This is a genomic window from Lentzea tibetensis (assembly GCF_007845675.1).
GTDB lineage: Bacteria > Actinomycetota > Actinomycetes > Mycobacteriales > Pseudonocardiaceae > Lentzea > Lentzea tibetensis.
The window spans coordinates 1-20811 of sequence record NZ_VOBR01000018.1 but is presented as its reverse complement, the minus strand read 5'-3'; the positions used below and the strand labels follow the sequence as shown (position 1 = coordinate 20811).

The window sequence follows — 20811 nt, the reverse complement described above, 5'->3', positions numbered from 1 at the left end:
GAGAGACCAACACCATGACTGCTCCGTACCAGCTCTGCGAGGCCCACGTCGGCAGCCACCCGTCCGCCGTGCGGCTGCTGCCGACGTTCGACGTCGAGCGGCTGCTCGGGGACCTGAAGATCCTCGACAGCCACCAGTGGTCGTTGCAGACGACGTTCGAGACCGACGGTCCCGCCGAGGAGGCGGACTTCGACTGGCGCGCGCTGCCGCTGCGCAGCCCGACCGGCAGCGAGCTGCGCACCGACCCCGGCGGTGCCGGGCTCGACGAGTTCGCCGACACCAAGTGGAAGGCGTCCGCGCCCTATCTCGCGTCCATTTTGGACTCGATTCCGGCCCCGCTGCGCTGCGTCCGCCTGCTCGCACTCGGTCCGGGCGCGTGCAGCGAGCTCCACTTCGACACGAAGATCGGCTTCCCGTGGGCGAACCTGCGTCTGCACGTACCGCTGATCACCAACCCCGGCGCGACGCTGCTGATGGACGGCGACGTCCACGTGTGGGAGCCGGGCACGTTCTGGTTCGGCGACTTCTGCCGCCTGCACCAGGTGGAGAACACCGGTACCCGCAAGCGCATCCACATGGTCATCGACACCACCCTCACCCCCGAGCTGCTGTCGCTGTTCCCGTCGTCGTTCCTCGACCAGCTGGACGCGTCCGAGATCCTGTTCAACCGCCCCGCGGTACCGGTCGACCGTTCGTACGACTGCTCGTTCGAGCTCCCCCTGTCGTTCCTCGACTTCGAGGAGGCCGAGGGCCAGTTCAAACTGCCGCAGCAGAACGTTCAGGCCACTGTGGACGGTGACCCGCTCGTGCTGTCCGTGGACGGCACGCCGAAGTACGGCCTGGTGCACGTCGGCGACGGGGAGTTCCGCTTCACCGGCTGGACCGACGAGCGCACCGTCCAGATCACGGAGTCCGGCGTGGTCCTGCGCACCCGTCAGGGCACGCGCGAGCAGCGTCTGGACGTCCCGGTAACCGTTCGCACGTGACCTGGAGGCACGGATGGACGTCGAGACCACGCACGGTCTGACCACCGCGCTGGTGACCGTCGACGAAGCACTGACCTTCTCACCGCACGACGGTCTCGACGTCGTCCGTGTCGTCGATCCCCCGGCGGCCGCGTGGCCCGCTCTGCAGCGAGCGGGCTTCGCGGTCCACCCGTCGTGGGTCACCTGGATCGCGCCCGTCGGCGCTTCCGAGGAGTCCTACCTCTCCCGCCTTTCCGGCAAGGAACGCCGTTCCGTCCGCGCCGGCCAACGGTTCGTCGCCTCCGAGGGCATCGCGCTGAAGGTGGCTTCCCCACTGGACGAGGCGTCGTTCGACGCGTTCCTCACGCTCTACGACGCGCAGATCAGCTCCATGCGGCACGGCGTTCCGTACGCACGCATGGAACGGTCCGAGATCCTCGCCGCGGGGGCCGACTACTTCGCCGTGCTGGCGTACTCGTCCTCGGCTCTGCAGGGCGCGTGCGTGTGCAGGCTGCGCCGCGACATCTCCACTGTCGTGATCCGCTTCGCTTCCACGGCCCCGTCCTCGCGCCAGCAGCGGCTCGTGCGGGCCATGTACATGCAGGTGTTCCAGACCGCGCGCGAGATGGGGTTCAACGACATCTCACTGGGCTCCGACCCTGCTCTTTACGGTCACATGGCCAAGCCTGGCCTGTTCGCGTTCAAGAGCGCACTGCGCTTCACACCCGTGCCCGCTCGTTTCCTCGGCACGATGGACGACCCCGACGAGGCCACGAAGGTGCTGCGGCTGGACGCGTTGACCGACCCGTCGCTGCTGCTGTCGTACCAACTGGAGGGGGTCGAGGTGATCACCCAGCACACGCCGCTCCGGGCGGACCTGATCACCGACACGGCGGTCGACCCGGCCCAGTACGACGCACCGTTCCTGACGGACGTGGGAGTACACCTCCTGGGCTGAACAGGTGACACGGGTAACGGCCGGGTAGCCGATTCCGAGTTCCAATTATGGCCGGGCCCGACGAGGTGACGAACTCGATGAGCGGCAGGGCCCGCTGGGTGGTGCAGGCGGGCTCGATCGACAACGTCATCGTGCGCGGCGCCCGTGCGTGGCCCGTGATCGGCGCACTCCTCGTCACGCTGGCCGCGGTGGGCGGTATCTGGGGTTGGACAACGCTTCGCGCCCCGTCGGTACCGCTGTCGGTGACCTCGACCCAGAAGGCCGATGTCGGCTGGCTGGTGCCCGACCGTCCCGACGATCCCATTCCCCTCGACCGCGACAACCGGCCGCCCGACGGGGTGGCCGGCACCAGCCTGTCGGTGAGCATGACCGTGCACGGCCTCACCGATGAGGCGGTGGTGCTGGAAGGCGCCCGCGTGGAGGTAGTCGCCCGCCGCCCACCGACCTCCGGCGGCGCTCTGCTGTGGACCGGCCCGATCTGTCCGTGCTACCTCCTGCCGGTCCGCCACTACGGAGCCGATCTGGACTCCCCGACACTCGCCCTCAAGTTCTACGAGGGCGAGGACGGCTCGGCGCCCTTCCCCTACACCGTCAGCCGCACGGCACCGGAGAAGATCGTCGTCAGCGCCACGACCCGCGAGGGCGATTTCGACTGGCGCGTCCACCTGTCGTGGACTTCGGGCACCAGCAAGGGGGAGCTCCAGGTCGACGACAACGGCACGCCGTTCCGCGTCACCGCGTCGAAGGAGTCCAAGATCTTCTGCCCGGACAAGGCCCAATGGGTGCGCACCCAGAAGGTCACCTGCCACAACTACTGAAGCGGTTGGACGTAGGGGCTGGCAGCAACGACGAGTACTGCGGTCGTGCGGCCGCAGCCGCGGCGAGCGAGATCGAGCGAATACCGGGACGCGTCGGAGAGCCTTGCGGTGGGAGCACATCGCACCGCCAACCAACCGATGCCGTCGTCCAGGCGCTCAAGGCGGCGTGCACCACAGCAGCACGGCCCGCGTTGCTCGTTCCACCGCCCCGGCTCCGCCCAGCAGCCTGATCCACGCCGTCGCCATCGGCGACGACGCGTGCTTGGTCGGCTACGTCCTCAACGTGCCAGGCGGTGCCGACGGGAACGCCGTTCTCGGCACCCTGCCTGGCGCCCTTTGCCTCGACGACTAACCCGACAGGTGACGACGGACGCAGTTCATGCGGCCAACAAGGGCGGCCGAGCGAAGCAAGGGCCGAACCGGGGGTCCGGGGGCGGAGTGCCCCGGCTGGGGGTCTGGGGGCTCGGCCCCCAGAAGACACGAGGAGCGAGGCGGTCTGTGCTGTCCACAGACACACCTCGCCCACGAGCGGATGGGCGCGGCAGGGTTCGAACCTGCGACCGCTCGGGTGTAAACCGAGTGCTCTTCCGCTGAGCTACACGCCCCAGACGCGCCCAGGAGTCCTGGGCGCATCGAATTATGCCTTGAGGGAGGCTACGGCCTTCTTCCAGGCGTCCTGGTCGCGGGCCTCACCGGGTCCGTTGACCTCGGCGAACCGCACAACCCCGTCGGTGTCGATCAGGAACGTGCCGCGGTTGGCGAACCCCGGCCCGTCGTTGAACACGCCGTAGGCCTGCGCGACGGCGCCGTGCGGCCAGAAGTCGGACAGCAGCGGGAACGTGTAGCCCTGCTGCGCTGCCCACGCCTTGAGCGAGAACGGCGTGTCGACGGAGACGCCGATCACCTGGACGTTCTCGTCCTCGTAGGCGCCGATCTCGTCGCGGACCTGGCAGAGCTCGCCCTGGCAGGTGCCGCTGAACGCGAACGGGTAGAACACGAGCAGGACGTTCTTCGAGCCGCGGAACGACGACAGCGTGACGGGCTGCTTGTTGTAGTCGTTGAGCGTGAAGTCCGGGGCCACCGAACCGATCTCGACCGCCATGTACAAACCCCTCCGACCAAAGGCACAAAGGCCCCAAAGACAGGTGTCAGCAACGAGCCCCCCGCCTGGCGGGGAGCCCGTCACCCACCCTAGATCAGCGCTTGGCCTTGGCGGACTTCGGCCACACGAGGCGGACGCCCGCCCAGTCGTCGGCGACACCGATGTTCGACGTCTGCGCCAGACCAGCGGTCGGCACGGCCTCCGCGATGTCGCTGGGCTCGACGTGTCCTGGGCGCCCAGTCTTCGGCGACAGGACCCAGATCACGCCGTCCTCGGCAAGGGGTCCGGTCGCGTTGATGAGGGCGTCGACCAGATCGCCGTCGTCTTCTCGCCACCAGAGCAGGACCACGTTGATGACCTCGTCGGCATCCTCGTCGAGTAGGTCTCCACCGACCTGTTCCTCGACGGCCGCCCGCAGGTTGTCGTCAACGTCCTCGTCCCAGCCCAGTTCCTGGACGGTCATGCCCGGTTCGATCCCGAGCTTCTCGGCGACACCGATCTTGCCGGCGTCTTCCGCGGCGACCACGGCTTCCACTCCTCCAACTACGCAAGAGCGGCAGCCCACCTCGACTGCCGCCGGTTTCAAGTCTTCCGGGACAGCGAACACTGCCTGCTACCACCTGCGCAACTGTTGACCACGTGACACGCCGCAAAAAGGACCCCTGTGAGAACACCTAGGGGGTGATGGTGCACGCTGCACATACCTCTTATCGCGCGCGCGTGAGAGACACGATCCAGAACTACTCACCGGTAGCGGTGACGTATTCGTGTCCTTCAGACAACGATAGAGGCGCACGAGGCGGTCGCACGGCCACCGGAAGAACCAGTCGAGGAGACACCTTGAGCCCGCAGAACACCGGCCCCGAACGGGTGCGCGTCATCCGCGACGGCCTCGCCGCCCACCTGCCGGACATCGATCCGGAGGAGACCGCGGAGTGGCTCGAGTCGTTCGACGCGGTGCTGCAGGACGGTGGACAGCAGCGTGCGCGCTACCTCATGCTCCGGCTGCTCGAGCGGGCCGGTGAGAACCAGGTCGGTGTCCCCTCGCTGATCAGCACGGACTACGTCAACACGATCGCCACCGAGCGGGAGCCGTGGTTCCCCGGTGACGAGGAGACCGAGCGCCGCTACCGCGCGTGGATCCGGTGGAACGCGGCGATGACCGTGCACCGCGCGCAGCGGCCGGGTGTCGGTGTTGGTGGTCACATCTCGACGTACGCGTCCAGCGCGAGCCTCTACGAGGTCGGCTTCAACCACTTCTTCCGCGGCAAGAACCACCCCGGCGGCGGCGACCAGGTCTTCATCCAGGGCCACGCGTCCCCCGGTGTGTACGCCCGCGCGTTCCTCGAGGGCAGGCTGTCCGAGCACCAGCTCGACGGCTTCCGCCAGGAGTACTCGCACGCCGGTGCCGGCGGCGGCCTGCCGTCGTACCCGCACCCGCGGCTGATGCCGGACTTCTGGGAGTTCCCGACGGTCTCCATGGGCATCGGCCCGATGAACGCGATCTACCAGGCGCGGTTCAACCGCTACCTGCACGACCGCGGCTTCAAGGACACCTCGGACCAGCACGTCTGGGCGTTCCTCGGCGACGGCGAGATGGACGAGCCCGAGTCGCGCGGCCTGCTGCAGCTCGCCGCGAACGAGCAGCTGGACAACCTGACGTTCGTGGTCAACTGCAACCTGCAGCGCCTCGACGGCCCGGTCCGCGGCAACGGCAAGATCATCCAGGAGCTGGAGTCGTTCTTCCGCGGCGCGGGCTGGAACGTCATCAAGGTCATCTGGGGCCGCGAGTGGGACGCGCTGCTGCACGCGGACCGCCAGGGCGCGCTGGTCAACCTGATGAACAGCACGCCGGACGGCGACTACCAGACCTACAAGGCGAACGACGGCGCCTACATCAAGGAGCACTTCTTCGGGCGCGACCCGCGCACGAAGGAGCTCGTCTCGCAGATGAGCGACGACGACGTGTGGAACCTCAAGCGCGGTGGCCACGACTACCGCAAGGTCTACGCGGCGTACAAGGCGGCGACCGAGACGGTCGGCCAGCCGACGGTCATCCTCGCCAAGACCATCAAGGGCTACTCGCTCGGACCGCACTTCGCGGCCCGCAACGCGACGCACCAGATGAAGAAGATGACCCTCGACGACCTCAAGGGCTTCCGGGACAGCCTGCGCATCCCGATCACCGACGAGCAGCTCGAGGCGAACCCGTACCTGCCGCCGTACTACCACCCCGGCCAGGACGACCCGGCCATCCAGTACCTCCAGGAGCGCCGCCGCCAGCTCGGTGGTTTCGTGCCCGAGCGGCGCACCAAGTCCAAGGCGCTCGTGCTGCCCGGCGACAAGGTCTACGACGGCATCAAGCGCGGCTCCGGCAAGCAGGAGGTCGCGACGACGATGGCGTTCGTGCGGCTCGTCCGCGACCTCGCGAAGGACCCGGAGATCGGCTCGCGCATCGTGCCGATCATCCCGGACGAGGCGCGCACGTTCGGCATGGACTCCATGTTCCCGACGCAGAAGATCTACAACCCGAACGGGCAGGCCTACACCTCCGTCGACGCCGGCCTGATGCTGGCGTACAAGGAGTCCGAGCAGGGCCAGATCCTGCACGAGGGCATCAACGAGGCAGGCTCGACGGCGTCGTTCACCGCCGTCGGCACGTCGTACGCCACGCACGGCGAGCCGATGATCCCGATCTACATCTTCTACTCGATGTTCGGCTTCCAGCGGACCGGTGACGGCCTGTGGGCGGCGGCGGACCAGATGGCCCGCGGCTTCGTCCTCGGCGCCACCGCGGGCCGCACGACGCTGACCGGTGAGGGCCTGCAGCACGCCGACGGCCACTCGCTGCTGCTGGCGCACACGAACCCGGCCGCGGTCGTGTACGACCCGGCGTTCTCGTTCGAGGTCGCGCACATCGTCAAGGACGGCCTGCGGCGGATGTACGGCGAGAACGCCGAGAACGTCTTCTACTACATGACCGTCTACAACGAGCCGTACGTGCAGCCGGCCGAGCCGGAGGGCCTGGACGTCGAGGGCCTGCTGCGGGGTCTGTACCGGTACCAGGAGGCTCCGGCGGGCGACGGCCCGAAGGCGCAGATCTTCGGCTCCGGTGTCGGCCTGCCGTGGGCGCTCAAGGCCCAGCAGATCCTCGCCGACGAGTGGGGCGTGCAGGCCGCGGTCTGGTCCGCGACGTCGTACCCGGAGCTGCGCCGCGACGCGGTCGACACGGACCGGCACAACCTGCTGCACCCGGACGCCGAGCCGCGCGTGCCGTACGTGACGCAGGTGCTGACCGACCAGCCCGGCCCGGTCGTCGCGGTGTCGGACTGGATGTCCGCCATCCCGGACCTGATCCGCCCGTACGTGCCGACCGACATGGTCACCCTCGGCACCGACGGCTTCGGCTTCTCGGACACCCGCCCGGCCGCCCGGCGCCACTTCCTGGTGGACGCCGAGTCGGTCGTCGTGGCCACGCTGGCCGCGCTCGCCCGCCGCGGTGAGGTGGACCAGGCCAAGGTCGTCGAGGCGGCACGCAAGTACCGCATCGACGACGTCCAGGCCGCTGGCCCCTCGACGGGCGACGCAGGCCTCGCTTAGTCCTTGATGAAGGGAGCTTTCATCAACCTGAGCTTGATGAAAGCTCCCTTCATAAAGATCAGCAGCGCGCTACCGGGCGGGCGGCGACCAGTTCGCCGTCCGCCCGCGCGTCCAGCAGCAGCGGGATCAGCGCGCGGGCTTCCTGCTTCAGCGGCACGATGCGGTCACCGCCGCGCAGGTACTGCGACGAGATCCCGTGCAACGCCAGTTCGTCACCGATCTGGGTGAACTGGGCGGCGGTGAGCACGTAGCCGCACGGCGGATTGGCGTCCACCTGCCCCGGTGACGGCGGCTGGTTGTCCGCCCCACCGAAGTACACCGGCCCGCTCCGCACGGCCCGGCTGAGGGCGTTTGCGCGCTCGATCAGGCTCCGCTTCTCGCCGACGAACTTCAGCGTCCCGTCCACGGCGATCAGGTGCGAGTAGACGCGCTTGCGCGGCGTGCCGGTCACGTTGGTCTCCAGCAGCAGCCCGGTGCTGTGCTTGAGCGCGGCCGTGTTGCGCAGGATGCGCTCCTGGTGGTCACCGGCGACCTGCCGGACCGGCTCACCGGTCACCGGGTCGACGTAGATGCCGTACACGCCGCTCGTCCGGCCGGCGGCCTCGACCGCGGGCTTCACGTAGGAGCGCGACAGCGACTCCGAGAGGTCGTGCACGTCCTGCTGCGCGTTCAGGTTGCGCGGCCACAGCCAGAGCACGTCCTTGACGTAGTACGGCGCGGACGGGCCGAACTCGTGCAGGTCGTGGATCACGTCCGGCTGCCAGTCGCGGATCACCGCGGCCATCGCGCGGGCCTCGGCCGTCTGCAGCTGCAGGTGGTCGCGGTTGATGTCGATGCCGGCCGAGTTGCCGCGCGTGTTCGCGACGCGGCCGTCGGGGTTCGCGTTGGGCACGAACAGGTACGTGACGCCCGCGCGGCGCGGCAGGTCCCGCATCGCGATCAGGCAGGCCTCGCGGCCGGACGGCTCGTCGCCGTGCTGCGAGCAGATGAACAGCACGACGGTCCTGGCTTTCGGACCGACCCGCACGAGCTGCACGGGGCGGCCCTGCGCGGTGGTGCCTATCTGCGTGACGGGCAGTCCGAGCGCCTTCAGGTAGGCCTGCTCCTCGTCCTGCGTGGTCCACTTGCCGGTCTGCTCGAACCCGGTGCGCGGCGGCTCGGCTGCGTGCGCCGGAGCCGCGGTGAAGGTGAGTGTTGCTGCTGCGAGAGCGATCAGGAGTCCCCTCATACAGGAGACTTTGCCGCCTGTGTCAATCGGCGCGCGGTCCTGTTCCAGTCGAACCAGCCGTGGATCACCAGACCGGCGAACACCGTGTAGACCAGTGCGCTGAAGTACAGGTGCGACTGGATCTGCAGCGGTACGCCGACCGCGTCGACGGCGAGCCAGACCAGCCAGAACTCGACCAGCCCGAGCCCCTGCAACGAGAACGCCAGCACGGTGCCGACGAAGATCGCGGCGTCCGGCCACGGCGCCCACGAGGCGTCCAGTGCGTCCAGGAGCAGCGCGAACGCGACCGTGCCGATGGCGAACACACCCACGATCGCGAGCCGCTCACGCGGGGAGCCCTTGCGGACCACCACGCCGAAGATCGGGTCACGCCGCCGCACCCACGCGTACCAGCCGTAGATCGCGATCAGCCCGACCACGACCTGCCTGGTCGCGAGACCACCGAGGTGCGCGGAGACGTAGACCGCGAACAACAGCGACACCGACACGAGCTGCACGGGCCACGTCCACAACGAGCGGCGCTGGGCGAAGAAGACCACCGCGAGCGCCAGCACCTGTCCGACCAGCTCCGTGTAGGCGATCTTCTGACCGAAGATCTTGAACCCCAGCTCGAACCACACAGCCGTTCCCCCTCGGTTCAGTCGTTGTACACCGACCGCCCTTACGTTCCCACCCATGTCATCTTCGTTAGCGCTGGCGCTGGTGCCTTTGTTCCTCGCGGCACCCTCCGCCACCCCTGTACTCGAGCCGACCGCGGTGACGCAGACCTTCGGTGATCCCGCCGACGCCGACGACCCGGCGATCTGGGTGAACCCGGCCAACCCCGAGCGCAGCGTCGTGCTCGGCACGCTGAAGGAGGGCGGCCTGGCGGCGTTCGACCTGAGCGGACGCACGATCGGCACGTACCCGGCGCCGGCGGGCCCGACGCCCGACTCGAAGCCGGGCCGGTTCAACAACGTCGACGTGCTGGGCGACCTGGCGTTCGTCAGCGACCGGGGCCGCGACCGGATCCGGGTGTACCGGGTCGACGAGCACGGCGCCAAGGACGTCACGAACCCCAGGACGAAGCCCGTCTTCTCCGCCGACGAGACCGAGGTGGACGAGCAGCACACCGCGTACGGCCTCGCGGCGGGCACCGTCGGCGGCAAGGACGTCGTCGTCACGAGCAGGCGCAGCGAGACCCGCATCGCGCTGCTGCAGGTCGAGAAGGGCAGGACGGTCGACACGAAGGTGGTGTCCACTCTCGACCTGCCGAAGAAGTTCAAGCTGCCCAACGGCAAGACGTGGCAGCCGTGCGAGGAGCCCGGCGACGACCCGCAACTCGAGGGCATGGTGATCGACTCGAGGGCCGGCGTGCTCTACGCCGCGCAGGAGGACGTCGGCATCTGGCGGATCCCGTTGCGCGCCAAGGGCTTCGGCCAGCCGGTGCTGGTGGACGAGGTGCGCACGTTCGGCGCGCCGATGAAGTTCGACGAGGCGACCGAGGAGTGCGTGGCCGACGGCCCGAACCCCGGTTTCGGCGGCAAGTGGCTGGAGGCGGACGCCGAGGGCCTGACGCTGCTCGGCGACGACATGCTGATCGCGTCCAGCCAGGGCGACTCGCGGTTCGTGCTGTACCGGCGCACCGGGTCGTTCAAGGCGCTCAGCGACTTCAAGGTCGCCGGTGTCGAGCACTCGGACGGCGCGGCGATCGTCACCGGGAAGCTCAACCTGTTGGTCGTGCACGACGGCGAACGTCCTGACGGCACCGGTTTCGCCTTCCTGCGCAGGTGATTAGCATTCCCGGATGGGGATTCTCAGCCGGGACGCGCTGAACAGGGCACTGATCGAACGGCAGATGTTGCGCGAGCGCGCCCCACTGGGCGCGCTCGACGCCATCGAGCACCTGGTGGGCATCCAGGCGCAGGAACCGCCGTCGCCCTACCCCGGCCTCTGGTCACGGCTGCAGAACTTCCGCGCCGACGACCTGACGGCGTTGCTCGAGTCGCGCCAGGCCGTGCGGCTGCTGCTGATGCGCGGCACGATCCACCTGGTCAGCGCGGCCGACTGCCTCGGGCTGCGGCCGCTCGTGCAGGTGATACTCGACCGGCACGCCGCCACCCCCATGATCATGAAGAAGCTGGTCGGTCTCGACGTCCCCGAGGTCGTCGAGACCGCGCGCGTGCTCATGGAGGAACGTCCGGACACGCTCACCAACATCGGCAAGCAGCTCGCGGAGAAGTGGCCCGGCTACGACCCCACGACGTTCGGCCTGCTGCTGCGGTGCGCGCTGCCCGCCGTGCAGCTGCCGCCGCGCGGCACGTGGGGTCCGGGGCTGATGAAGCGTCCGGTGTGCACGACGTCCGACGCGTGGCTGGGCCGCCCGCTCGAGTCGTTCTCGATCGACGACGTGGTGCTGCGGTACCTGGCGGCGTTCGGGCCGTCGTCCGTGATGGACGTGCAGGCGTGGTGCGGCCTGACCCGGCTGCGCGAGGTGCTCGACCGGCTGCGCGACCGGCTCGTGGTGTTCACCGACGAGTCGGGGCGCGAGCTGTTCGACCTGCCGGACGCGCCGCGGCCGGACGAGGACACGCCGCTGCCGGTGCGGTTCATCCCGGAGTTCGACAACATCCTGCTGGCGCACGCGGATCGCAGCCGCGTCATCGCGGACAAGGACCTGCCGCTCGTGATCGGCGGCAAGCGGACCGTGCTGATCAACGGCTACGTCGGCGCGCAGTGGACGCTCACCCGCACGAAGGACTCGGCGACGCTGGCCGTGGAGTACTTGGCAGAGCCGGAAGAACGAGTCCGGGACGAGGTGACCGAGGAGGCTGAGCGCCTCCTGGCCTTCCTCGCCCCGGACGTCGAGCGAACTGTGCGCTGACTACTCCGGCTTGGGCATCGGGGTGCCCTGCGGCGGCGTCGGCGTGTTGTCACCGGCGCGCACACCGGCGCTGACCGGCTCCTGCGAGCGACGCGGCTCCGGCGCACGACCCGGCGCCTCGGCCTGCATGCGCTGCAGCCAGCCCTCCCAGCGCTGCTGCATGGGACGGACCAGACCACCACCGACACCGATGACGATCACGCCGGCGACGGTCGCGAGCACGGTGATGAGCACCGGCATGGTGACCGAGACGGCGATGCCGAGCTGGTTCAGCGCGGCGATCACACCGAGGGCCATGATGAAGCCGTAGGTGATCGAGCCCAGCATCTTCGTGTACGGCCGCGCACCGAGCGCACCCGTCACGAGACCGCTCACGGCCTTGCCGATCGCCGAGGCGACCAGCACGAGCACCAGCGCCACGACGATGCGCGGCAGGTACGCGATGACCTCGTTGAGCAGCGAGCTGACCGGGTTGCCGGTGCCGAAGACACCGAACGCCAGCTGCAGCGCGATGAGGAGCACGAAGTAGTAGACGATCTTGACGATCAGCCCGGACGCGTCGATCGGGGACTGCGCCATGGCGCCACCGAGACCGGACTTCTCGACCAGGCGGTCGAAACCGACCCGCTTCAGCAGGAACTCAACGCCCTTGGCGAGTGCCTTGGCGATGAACCAGCCGACGACCAGGACGAGCAGGAAACCGAGGAGCTTCGGCACGAACGTGGCGACCATTGCCCACGCCTGACCCAGTCCTTCGGTGATTTGGGTGCCCACGGCGCCACTCCAACCAACACGAAGATGAAAACCAACGTGGAGATCGTTTCGCGGATCACGACACGCGACAAGCGCGACACTGCTACACGAAAGGGTGGCTGACGTGGATTTTCCGTCTCAGTCCGTCCAGAGTGGAGTGACCGGTGGGGACCGGGGAGATGGAAGCGCCCGGCGCGTTCGACGCGCCGGGCGCTTCCGTGTTTCCCAGGTGGGGTCAGCCGATCGCGCTGAGCCCGCGGCCGTTGAGGTACGTCTGGATCGACTGCTCCAGGTTCGCCGCCTGCGCCGGTTTCGGCGGCTCACCGTCCTTCGGCACGTCCGGCCGCCCGTCGCCGTGGCACTCGGTCAGGCTGCCCGGCAGCACCCCGTCGACCAGGTACCGGTCGACCTTGGCGTCGACGCACTTGTTGCCGCCGCCGTAGATCCCGTGCTTGCCCTCGTCGACAACGGTGATCAGGTTGTGCCCCAACCGGCTCGCCATCGCGGGACCGCTCGCGTACTGCGTCTGCGTGTCGCCCTCGGCCTGGACCACGAGGCCGACCGGGTAGCCGTTGCGGGCCAGCTTCGCGGGCGCCTCCGGCGGCGTGAACGTGCGGAACGTGCACGTCATCGGCGCGGCCCTGACGATGCCGAACCCGAACGGGTAGCGCTCGCGGAACGCCCGCATGTCCTCGTAGTAGGTCTCGACGTCCGTCGGCCAGTCCGCCTCGCACGTGACCGTGTCGAAGACGCCAGACCGCAGCTCGCTCAGCCCGGTCTTCGCCAGCAGCTGCGCGGCTTTCGCACCCTCGGTCTGCGCGGGCTTCTCCCCCGCCTTGAGCTTCCCGACGATCGTCGCCAGGTCCGCCCACAGTGGACGGTAGCGGGCGCCGACACCGACCGCGCCGTCGAACGACGTGCGCGTGTGGTCGCCGATCGGCTCGGCGAGCAGCTTGGCCGCGACCTTCTCGACCTCGCCCAGCACCTCGCCCTGCGTCTTGCCGAGCGCGAACTTCTCGTTGCGCTCACCGGCCCACGCCGCCCACGCCTCGACGTCGCGCCGGTACGCGACGGCCTGCGCCTTGAACTGCTCGCGCCACACCCATTCGGGGTGCACGGCCGAGTCGAGCACACTGCGGTCCAGGTGTGCCGGGAACAACGTTCCGTACACAGCGCCCAGGTAGGTGCCGTACGAGTAACCCAGGTAGTTGAGCTTCTGCTCACCCAGCGCACCGCGCAGGACGTCCATGTCCCGCGCCGTGTTGAGCGTGCTGACGAACTGCCGGATCCCGCCTGCCGACTTCTGGCACGCCTCCTCCGCCTCGCGCGCCTCGGCCGCCCACTTGGGGAAGTCGGCGTCGCCCGGCCGCGAGTCCGGTGCCGCGATCACGGGAGCCGCGCGGCAGTTCAACGCCGTCGAGCCGCCCACCCCGCGCGGGTCGAACCCGATCAGGTCGTGGACCTTCGCGATCTCCGTTTTGCCGAGGAAGAGCGGCATCCCGAGACCCGAGCCACCGGGACCACCCGGATTGGTGAACAGAACACCCCGCCTGCGCTCCTGCTCGCCCGCCTTGCGGCGACTGATGACGACCGAGATCCGGTCGCCCGCGGGCTTGGCGTAGTCCAGCGGCGCGACCAGCGTGGCGCACTCCAGCTCGGCCAGCTTGCCGCTGCACTGAGCCCAGGTCACCTTCTGCTGGTAGAACTCGGCGAGCGGATCCGGAGGGTCCGCTGACGCGGTCGTGCTCACCAGCATGAGCGCGACCACACCGATGCTGATAGTCGGATACCTCCGCAAGACGAACCTCCGCGACGACGGGCAGAACACCCCAGCGAAGGTATGGCTACTGAGACGCCGATTCAGGTTCTGTCACTCGGAACGGTGACGCCCAGAACCACCACATAGGCTGGGGGTATGACCACCACCGCCGGGGCCGAGGAGGGCGCGCAACCGCTGTCCCCTCGCACGATGCGCAAGCTGGAGCGCGCGTCGGGGAGCCTGGCGTCGTCCACGGTGGCCGAGATGGAGAGCCGCCTCCCCTGGTTCCGCCGCATGCCCGCCGACCAGCGCGCGAGCGTGCTGCTCCTCATCCAGAACGGCGTGGCCGGCTTCGTGTCGTGGCTGCACGACCCGCAGCAGTCGATGAGCCTGAGCGCGGAGGCGTTCCGCAGCGCGCCCAAGGACATCTCCCGCTGGGTGAGCCTCCGCCAGACCGTGGAACTGGTCCGCATCGCGCTGGAGCTGTTCGAGCAGCAACTGCCGATACTGGCCGTGAACGAGAAGGAGCGCGCGTTCCTCACCGAGGGCGTACTCCGGTACGGCCGGGAGATCGCCTTCTCGGCGGCGACGAGCTACGCGGCGGCCGCGGAGGCCCGCGGCGCGTGGGATGCCCGGCTCGAAGCGCTGGTCGTGGACGGCATCGTGCGCGGCGACCCCGAGGAGGCGCTGCTCTCCAGGGCGGCAGCGCTCGGCTGGGACCCGGCGGCCGAGGCGACCGTCCTGGTCGGCAACCCGAGCTCGGAAGACCCTCAGGAGATCATCTACGGCGTGCGCAGCCGGGCCGCCCGGATCGGCAGGGCGGTGCTCCTGAGCGTGCAGGGCAGCAGGCTGGTCGTGGTGCTGAGCGGGCCGACCGAGCCCGGTGGCGACGTGCTGGAGAAGGTCGCCGAGGCGTTCGGCGACGGCCCGGTCGTCGCCGGACCGACGACGTCGAGCCTGGCCGAGGCGCACCGCAGCGCCAGCGACGCGCTCAGCGGGTTGAGGGCCGTGGTCGGCTGGCCGGGCGCACCGCGACCCGTCCGGTCGCTGGACCTGCTGCCGGAACGCGCGCTCGCGGGCGACCCGGAGGCCGAGTGGCAGCTCGTCGACCGCGTCGCGCGGCCGTTGGAGGAGGCTGGCGGCTCGCTGCTGGAGACCGTCGACGCGTTCCTCGAGGTCGGCGGCGTGCTGGAGACCTGCGCGAAACGGCTGTTCGTCCACCCCAACACCGTCCGGTACCGGCTGCGCCGGGTCCACGAGCTGACCGGCCGCAACGCGCACGATCCTCGTGACGCTCTGGTGCTGCGCGTCGCACTGAGCGTGGGAAGACTGGCAAGATCGCGCGGACTGTGGTGAGAGGCACACGCTGGAGTGCCGGTCCAAACGGGTGATTGAGTCAACGCTCAACAACTGATGACGTCGTTCAACGTTCATCGCCCGGTCACTTTTGTAGAGAACCTACAAAGACGATCGTCGTACTTCGTAACCCCCGGCATCACTTCGATCGCCCGTGACCAGCTTTAGTGAGCGGGTGATCGCACTCCTCGCTCCCGGACAAGGCTCCCAGTCGCCCGGCATGCTCACCCCCTGGCTCGAGGTCGAGGGGGCGGAGCAGCAGGTCCAGAAGTGGTCGGAGATCACGAACCTGGACCTCGTGCGACTCGGCACCACCGCTGAGGCCGAGGAGATCGTGGACACGGCCGTGACGCAGCCGCTCGTCGTCGCGTTCGCGCTCCTCGCGTTCCAGGAGCTGCGCGGCCGGATCGAGGTGCCCGCCGACACGATCATCGCGGGCCACTCCGTCGGTGAGCTCGCCGCCGCCGCGATCGCCGGTGTGCTGAGCCCGGACGAGGCCGTCGCGCTCGCCGCGGTGCGCGGCAAGGCGATGGCCGCCGCGTGCGCCCTGGAGGCGACCGGCATGGCCGCCGTCCTCGGTGGCGAGGAGTCCGAGGTGCTGGAGCGGCTCGCCGAGCTGGACCTGGTGCCCGCGAACCGCAACGGCGCCGGTCAGATCGTCGCGGCCGGTCCGCTGGAGGCGCTCGCCAAGCTCGTGGAGAACCCGCCGGAGCGCGCCAAGGTGCGCAAGCTGGCGGTCGCGGGCGCGTTCCACACGCAGTACATGGCGACGGCCGAAGAGGCGTTGAAGACGCACGCCGCCGGCATCACGCCGAACGACCCCACGCTGCCTCTGCTGTCCAATTCGGACGGTCAGGTCGTCACCACCGGCGCCGAGGTGCTGCGCCGCCTCGTCGCGCAGGTGACCCGCCCGGTCCGCTGGGACAGCTGCCAGGAGACGCTCGCCGCCGAGGGCGTCACCGCTGTGATCGAGCTGCCGCCCGCGGGCGCGCTCACCGGTCTGGCGAAGCGCACCCTCAAGGGCACCCCCACGCTCGGCCTGAAGACCCCGGCCCAGCTCGACCAGGTCAGCGACCTGCTGACCAGCGCGGAGGCCACCAAGTGACCGCTTTCAACGTCTCCGCGAGCGTGGGTGGCACCCGGATCGTCGGGCTCGCCAGCCACCAGCCCGAGAACGTGGTGAGCAACCACGACCTCGCGGCGCGCATGGAGACCAGCGACGAGTGGATCCGCGAGCGCGTCGGCATCGTGAACCGCCGCTTCGCGGACAAGGACGAGTCGCTCGTCGACATGGCCGCCACCGCGGGCAAGAAGGCGCTCGAGGACGCGGGTCTCACCGCGGCGGACATCCAGGGCGTGATCGTCGCGACGTGCACCATGCCGTCGCCGATCCCGAACGCCGCCGCGCAGGTCGCCGACCGCATCGGCGTCAAGGCGGGCCCCGCGTTCGACGTGAACGCCGCGTGCGCGGGCTTCTGCTACGCGCTCGCCACCGCGTCGGACCTGGTCCGCGCCGGTACCGCGAAGCACGTGCTGGTGATCGGCGCCGAGAAGCTCACCGACTGGGTGGACCCCGAGGACCGCTCGACGGCGATCATCTTCGCCGACGCGGCTGGCGCGGTGGTCGTCGGCGCGAGCGACGAGGCCAACATCGGTCCGGTGTCGTGGGGCAGCGCGGGTGACCTCGCGGAGACCATCACGATCAAGGACCGCAACTCCTTCATCCACCAGGAAGGCCAGTCGGTCTTCCGCTGGGCGACGACCCAGATCGCGCCCGTCGCGATCCGCGCGGTCGAACTGGCCGGCATCGAACTGTCCGACGTGGACGTGTTCGTGCCGCACCAGGCGAACCTGCGGATCATCGACGCGATCGCCAAGCGTCTGCGTGCCAAGGGTGCACGCGACGACATGGTGGTCGCACGAGACATCGTCGAATCCGGCAACACCTCCTCCGCCTCGATCCCCATGGCACTGGACCACATGAGGGCAGCGGGCGAGATCTCCAGTGGAGATGTGGTGTTGCTGGTCGGATTCGGCGCAGGTCTGTCCTACGCGGGACAGGTGGTCCGGTGCCCATGAGTATCGATGGAAAGGGAACTTCAGTGAGCGACAACGTCCTTGCAGGGCTTGCCGAGATCGTCGAAGAGGTCGCCGGTGTCGCCGCCGACGACGTCACCGCCGAGAAGTCCTTCGTGGACGACCTCGACATCGACTCGCTCTCCATGGTGGAGATCGCCGTTCAGGCCGAGGACAAGTTCGGCGTCAAGATCCCGGACGACGAGCTGGCCAACCTCAAGACCGTGGGTGATGCGGTGAAGTACATCACCGCCAACGCATGAGTTCGAACGACATCGAGGTCGTCATCACCGGGCTGGGTGCCACCACCCCGCTCGGCGGTGACGTCACCTCGACGTGGGACGCCTTGCTCGCCGGGAAGTCCGGGGTTCGCCCCCTGGAGGCTGACTGGGTCGCGCGGTTCGACCTGCCGGTCAAGATCGCCTCGCAGCTGATCGTGGACCCCACCGAGGTCCTCCCCAGGGTCGAGGCACGGCGGCTGGACCGCTCCGAGCAGGTCGCGATCGTCGCGTCGCGGCAGGCATGGGCGGACGCGGGTCACAACGACGACACCGTCGAGAAGGAACGGCTCGCCGTCATCGTCGGCACCGGCATCGGCGGCGCGATCACGCTGCTGACGCAGGACGACCTGCTGGAGACGCAGGGCCTCCGCAAGGTGTCGCCGCTGACCGTGCCGATGCTCATGCCGAACGGCCCGGCCGCGCACGTCGGTCTCGAGCTGAAGGCCAAGGCCGGTGTGCACGCACCGGTGTCGGCCTGCGCCTCGGGTGCCGAGGCCATCGCCTGGGCGTTCCGCATGATCAAGGCGGGCGAAGCGGACGTCGTGGTCGCCGGTGGCGCGGAAGCGTGCATCACCGCGATCCCGGTCGCCGGTTTCTCCCAGGCCCGCACGATGAGCACGCGCAACGACGAGCCGGAGAAGGCCTCGCGCCCCTTCGACGTCGGTCGCGACGGCTTCGTGCTCGGTGAGGGCGCCGGAATCATGGTGCTGGAGCGTCGGGACTTCGCCGAGGCTCGCGGTGCCAAGATCTACGGCAGGCTCGCAGGCATCGGTACCAGTGCCGACGGCTACCACATCACCGCACCGGACCCCGAGGGTGTGGGGCAGTCACGGGCGATCGCCGCTGCGCTGCGCAGCGGTGGCATCGACCCGGCCGACGTCGGCCACGTGAACTGCCACGCCACCTCGACCCCGGTCGGCGACGTGGCCGAGACCGTCGCAATCCGCAAGGCCATCGGCGACCACCCGGTGCTGACCGCTCCCAAGGGCGCGCTCGGTCACCTGCTCGGTGCCGCTGGAGCGGTGGAAGCCATCGTCACGGTTCTCTCGATCCGTGATGGTGTCGTGCCGCAGACGCTGAACCTGGACAACCTCGACCCGGCCGTCCTGCTCGACGTCGTGGCGAACGAGCCACGCAAGATCAAGCTGGACGCCGCCGTCAACGACTCGTTCGGCTTCGGCGGGCACAACGTCGCGCTCGCCTTCACCCCGGCCTAGTTCCACGGCCGGGGTGAGGCCCCCTTCTCCTTATCGGTTGCACTTCCGCGCGCCCGAGGAGTACCGCGATGACTGCCGCTGTGGTGATCGACCCCCGCGACCCCCTGCACCGCCTCTCGCTGTTGCTGGATCCAGGCTCGATGTCCCCGTTCCGCCCACGTGACGGCAGCGGCATGCACGCCGTGCGCGGCCGCGTCAACGGCGCCAAGGTCGTCGCGTACTGCAGCGACGCCACCCTGATGGGCGGCGCACTGGGTTCGCTCGGCTGCCGTCACGTGGTGGAAGCCATCGACGCCGCGGTGCGCGAGCGCTGCCCCGTCATCGGCGTCTGGCACTCCGGCGGCGCCCGCCTCCCGGAGGGCGTCGAGTCGCTGGACGGCATGGGCCAGATGTTCGCGGCGATGATCCGCGCCTCAGGCCGCATACCCCAGTTGTCCGTGGTCGTGGGCCCGGCCGCGGGCGGCGGCGCCTACGGCCCAGCGCTGACCGACCTCGTCATCATGTGCCCGTCCGGCAAGGTCTTCGTGACCGGCCCGGACGTCGTCCGCTCGGTGACCGGCGAGGAAATCTCCATGGACGACCTGGGCGGTCTGGACGCCCACGGCCGCCGCTCCGGCGTGGTCCACGTGACCGCTTCTGACGAGCTGGACGCTTTCGCCCGCTGCCGCCGCCTCGTCGGTCTGTTCGCACAACCCGGCGTCTTCGATCCCCGCTCCGTTCCCGAGGGCGACGACCTGCGAGCTTGGCTCCCCTCGGCACCTCGCCGCGCCTACGACGTCAAGCCTCTCGTGCACGCCCTGCTGGACACGTCGTCGTTCGAGGAACTCCAGGCCCGCTGGGCCCCGAACGTGGTGGTCGGCCTGGGCCGTCTCGGCGGCCGCACGGTGGGCATGATCGCCAACAACCCGCTGCGCAAGGGCGGCTGCCTCGACTCGCTGTCCGCAGAGAAGGCCGCCCGCTTCGTGCGCATGTGCGACTCCTTCGGCACACCGCTGCTCGTGGTCGTGGACGTACCCGGCTACCTGCCCGGCGTGGGCCAGGAGTGGGGCGGCGTGGTCCGGCGCGGCGCCAAACTCCTGCACGCCTTCGGCGAGGCCGTGGTTCCGCGCGTCACCCTGGTGACCCGCAAGTCCTACGGCGGCGCGTACATCGCCATGAACTCCCGCTCCTTGGGCGCCACCAACGTGTTCGCGTGGCCAGAGGCCGAGGTCGCCGTGATGGGCGCGGGCGCCGCCGTCGGCATCCTGCACCGCAAGAAACTCGCCGCCGTCGACGACACCACCGCGCGCGAAGCTCTGCGCACCCACCTGGTCTCCGAGCACGAGCGCATCGCGGGCGGCGTGGACCGCGCCGTGTCGCTCGGCGTGGTCGACGAGGTGATCGCGCCAACCCAGACGCGGCGCCGGGTGGCAGAGGCGCTGGCTGCCGCTCCCGCTGGGCGCGGGGCCCACACCAACATTCCGCTGTAGAGCGCAGGTCCGCGCACACCTCGCTCGCGGGGGTGGCCGACTTCGCGACGGCTCGCGCGGGCCGGGTGTGCTTCCGCCGGGTTGCTGGGCGTGTCGACGTGCCCGGCTTCGTCGGGGCCGGGTTCTTTGTCTGGCTGCCGGTTCTCGTCGGGGCTGGGGTTCTTTGCCTGGCGGCCGGTTCTCGTCGAGGCTGGGGTCTGATGGTTGCTGTGTTTCGGTGTTTCGGTGTCGTGGGTTGGGTCGCGCCTTCGGCGCAGCGATTGGGCCTTGACTTGGGGCCCCTCGCGGCGTGGTGGGGCCGGCTCCGCCGGCAGGAAGAGAACCTGCCGGCCCGATAGGGGTACCACGCCGCACCCCAAGTCAAGG

The 20811-nt window shown here is 69.4% G+C and carries 18 protein-coding genes and 1 tRNA gene; 12 read left to right on the top strand and 7 right to left on the bottom strand.

Translation table 11 applies throughout. The features are described 5' to 3' along the window. Positions 1–14: 14 nt before the first annotated feature. The 3 genes from FKR81_RS26270 to FKR81_RS26260 all read left to right on the top strand — a co-directional run bounded on the left by FKR81_RS26270 (position 15) and on the right by FKR81_RS26260 (position 2741). Positions 15–986, top strand: a complete 972-nt coding sequence (locus FKR81_RS26270; protein ID WP_146355501.1) for an aspartyl/asparaginyl beta-hydroxylase domain-containing protein — start codon at positions 15–17, stop codon at positions 984–986. Positions 987–999: 13 nt separating this feature from the next. Continuing rightward, on the top strand, positions 1000–1923 hold the full coding sequence (locus FKR81_RS26265; RefSeq protein WP_146355499.1) for a GNAT family N-acetyltransferase: 924 nt from the start codon (positions 1000–1002) through the stop codon (positions 1921–1923). A 77-nt stretch (positions 1924–2000) separates the two neighbouring features. After that, positions 2001–2741: a hypothetical protein gene (locus FKR81_RS26260; protein WP_146355497.1), complete on the top strand. Its 741-nt coding sequence runs from the start codon at positions 2001–2003 to the stop codon at positions 2739–2741. A gap of 533 nt (positions 2742–3274) precedes the next feature. Here the strand turns inward: FKR81_RS26260 and FKR81_RS26255 are convergent. The 3 genes from FKR81_RS26255 to FKR81_RS26245 all read right to left on the bottom strand — a co-directional run bounded on the left by FKR81_RS26255 (position 3275) and on the right by FKR81_RS26245 (position 4369). After that, a tRNA-Val gene (locus tag FKR81_RS26255) sits at positions 3275–3346 on the bottom strand. 32 nt (positions 3347–3378) lie between these two features. Beyond that, positions 3379–3843, bottom strand: coding sequence for a peroxiredoxin (locus FKR81_RS26250; RefSeq protein ID WP_146355495.1), 465 nt, complete (start codon positions 3841–3843; stop codon positions 3379–3381). Positions 3844–3937: 94 nt separating this feature from the next. After that, a complete protein-coding gene (locus tag FKR81_RS26245) occupies positions 3938–4369 on the bottom strand; it encodes a DUF3052 domain-containing protein (RefSeq protein ID WP_146355493.1) in 432 nt (143 codons plus the stop codon). A gap of 314 nt (positions 4370–4683) precedes the next feature. Between FKR81_RS26245 and aceE the strand changes: the two genes are divergently transcribed. After that, on the top strand, positions 4684–7443 hold the full coding sequence (gene aceE, locus FKR81_RS26240) for a pyruvate dehydrogenase (acetyl-transferring), homodimeric type (RefSeq protein ID WP_146355491.1): 2760 nt from the start codon (positions 4684–4686) through the stop codon (positions 7441–7443). Between the two features lie 58 nt (positions 7444–7501). Here aceE and FKR81_RS26235 read toward each other — a convergent pair whose 3' ends face one another. Beyond that, complete coding sequence (locus FKR81_RS26235) at positions 7502–8671, bottom strand: M14 family zinc carboxypeptidase (RefSeq protein WP_146355489.1); 1170 nt, start codon at positions 8669–8671, stop codon at positions 7502–7504. Continuing rightward, complete coding sequence (gene pnuC / locus FKR81_RS26230) at positions 8668–9291, bottom strand: nicotinamide riboside transporter PnuC (protein WP_235921782.1); 624 nt, start codon at positions 9289–9291, stop codon at positions 8668–8670. Before pnuC ends, FKR81_RS26235 begins: the two co-directional genes overlap by 4 nt. A 55-nt stretch (positions 9292–9346) precedes the next feature. On the opposite strand from pnuC, the gene FKR81_RS26225 reads away from it, so the two are divergent. Then, complete coding sequence (locus tag FKR81_RS26225; RefSeq protein ID WP_146355485.1) at positions 9347–10444, top strand: phytase; 1098 nt, start codon at positions 9347–9349, stop codon at positions 10442–10444. Between the two features lie 13 nt (positions 10445–10457). Next, positions 10458–11534, top strand: a complete 1077-nt coding sequence (locus FKR81_RS26220; protein WP_146355483.1) for a winged helix DNA-binding domain-containing protein — start codon at positions 10458–10460, stop codon at positions 11532–11534. Here FKR81_RS26220 and FKR81_RS26215 read toward each other — a convergent pair whose 3' ends face one another. Continuing rightward, positions 11535–12308 (bottom strand): mechanosensitive ion channel family protein, encoded by a 774-nt coding sequence (locus FKR81_RS26215; RefSeq protein ID WP_146355481.1) that lies wholly within the window; start codon positions 12306–12308, stop codon positions 11535–11537. It abuts the gene before it with no gap. 214 nt (positions 12309–12522) lie between these two features. Beyond that, positions 12523–14085 (bottom strand): alpha/beta hydrolase, encoded by a 1563-nt coding sequence (locus FKR81_RS26210; RefSeq protein ID WP_235921781.1) that lies wholly within the window; start codon positions 14083–14085, stop codon positions 12523–12525. Positions 14086–14202: 117 nt separating this feature from the next. Here FKR81_RS26210 and FKR81_RS26205 point away from each other — a divergent pair, with 117 nt between their 5' ends. The 6 genes from FKR81_RS26205 to FKR81_RS26180 all read left to right on the top strand — a co-directional run bounded on the left by FKR81_RS26205 (position 14203) and on the right by FKR81_RS26180 (position 20445). Beyond that, complete coding sequence (locus tag FKR81_RS26205) at positions 14203–15402, top strand: PucR family transcriptional regulator (RefSeq protein ID WP_146355479.1); 1200 nt, start codon at positions 14203–14205, stop codon at positions 15400–15402. A gap of 175 nt (positions 15403–15577) precedes the next feature. Further along, positions 15578–16507 (top strand): ACP S-malonyltransferase, encoded by a 930-nt coding sequence (locus tag FKR81_RS26200; protein WP_186763181.1) that lies wholly within the window; start codon positions 15578–15580, stop codon positions 16505–16507. After that, positions 16504–17481, top strand: a complete 978-nt coding sequence (locus FKR81_RS26195) for a beta-ketoacyl-ACP synthase III (RefSeq protein ID WP_146355477.1) — start codon at positions 16504–16506, stop codon at positions 17479–17481. The genes FKR81_RS26200 and FKR81_RS26195 overlap by 4 nt, the downstream gene beginning before the upstream one ends. A 23-nt stretch (positions 17482–17504) precedes the next feature. After that, positions 17505–17741, top strand: coding sequence for an acyl carrier protein (locus FKR81_RS26190; protein ID WP_235921780.1), 237 nt, complete (start codon positions 17505–17507; stop codon positions 17739–17741). Then, positions 17738–18976 carry a beta-ketoacyl-[acyl-carrier-protein] synthase family protein gene (locus FKR81_RS26185; RefSeq protein ID WP_146355473.1) on the top strand — a complete coding sequence of 413 codons (1239 nt, stop codon included), beginning with the start codon at positions 17738–17740 and terminating at the stop codon, positions 18974–18976. Before FKR81_RS26190 ends, FKR81_RS26185 begins: the two co-directional genes overlap by 4 nt. Positions 18977–19044: 68 nt before the next feature. Continuing rightward, a complete protein-coding gene (locus FKR81_RS26180; RefSeq protein WP_146355471.1) occupies positions 19045–20445 on the top strand; it encodes an acyl-CoA carboxylase subunit beta in 1401 nt (466 codons plus the stop codon). Positions 20446–20811 lie beyond the last annotated feature (366 nt).

Excerpts from the sequence above, each read along its gene's own strand:
- FKR81_RS26265 (WP_146355499.1), top strand. The coding sequence starts at position 1,000 with ATGGACGTCGAGACCACGCACGGTCTGACCACCGCGCTGGTGACCGTC.
- FKR81_RS26235 (WP_146355489.1), bottom strand. The coding sequence starts at position 8,671 with ATGAGGGGACTCCTGATCGCTCTCGCAGCAGCAACACTCACCTTCACC.
- FKR81_RS26250 (WP_146355495.1), bottom strand. The coding sequence starts at position 3,843 with ATGGCGGTCGAGATCGGTTCGGTGGCCCCGGACTTCACGCTCAACGAC.
- FKR81_RS26225 (WP_146355485.1), top strand. The coding sequence starts at position 9,347 with ATGTCATCTTCGTTAGCGCTGGCGCTGGTGCCTTTGTTCCTCGCGGCA.
- FKR81_RS26270 (WP_146355501.1), top strand. The coding sequence starts at position 15 with ATGACTGCTCCGTACCAGCTCTGCGAGGCCCACGTCGGCAGCCACCCG.
- FKR81_RS26205 (WP_146355479.1), top strand. The coding sequence starts at position 14,203 with ATGACCACCACCGCCGGGGCCGAGGAGGGCGCGCAACCGCTGTCCCCT.
- FKR81_RS26180 (WP_146355471.1), top strand. The coding sequence starts at position 19,045 with ATGACTGCCGCTGTGGTGATCGACCCCCGCGACCCCCTGCACCGCCTC.
- FKR81_RS26185 (WP_146355473.1), top strand. The coding sequence starts at position 17,738 with ATGAGTTCGAACGACATCGAGGTCGTCATCACCGGGCTGGGTGCCACC.
- FKR81_RS26220 (WP_146355483.1), top strand. The coding sequence starts at position 10,458 with ATGGGGATTCTCAGCCGGGACGCGCTGAACAGGGCACTGATCGAACGG.
- FKR81_RS26260 (WP_146355497.1), top strand. The coding sequence starts at position 2,001 with ATGAGCGGCAGGGCCCGCTGGGTGGTGCAGGCGGGCTCGATCGACAAC.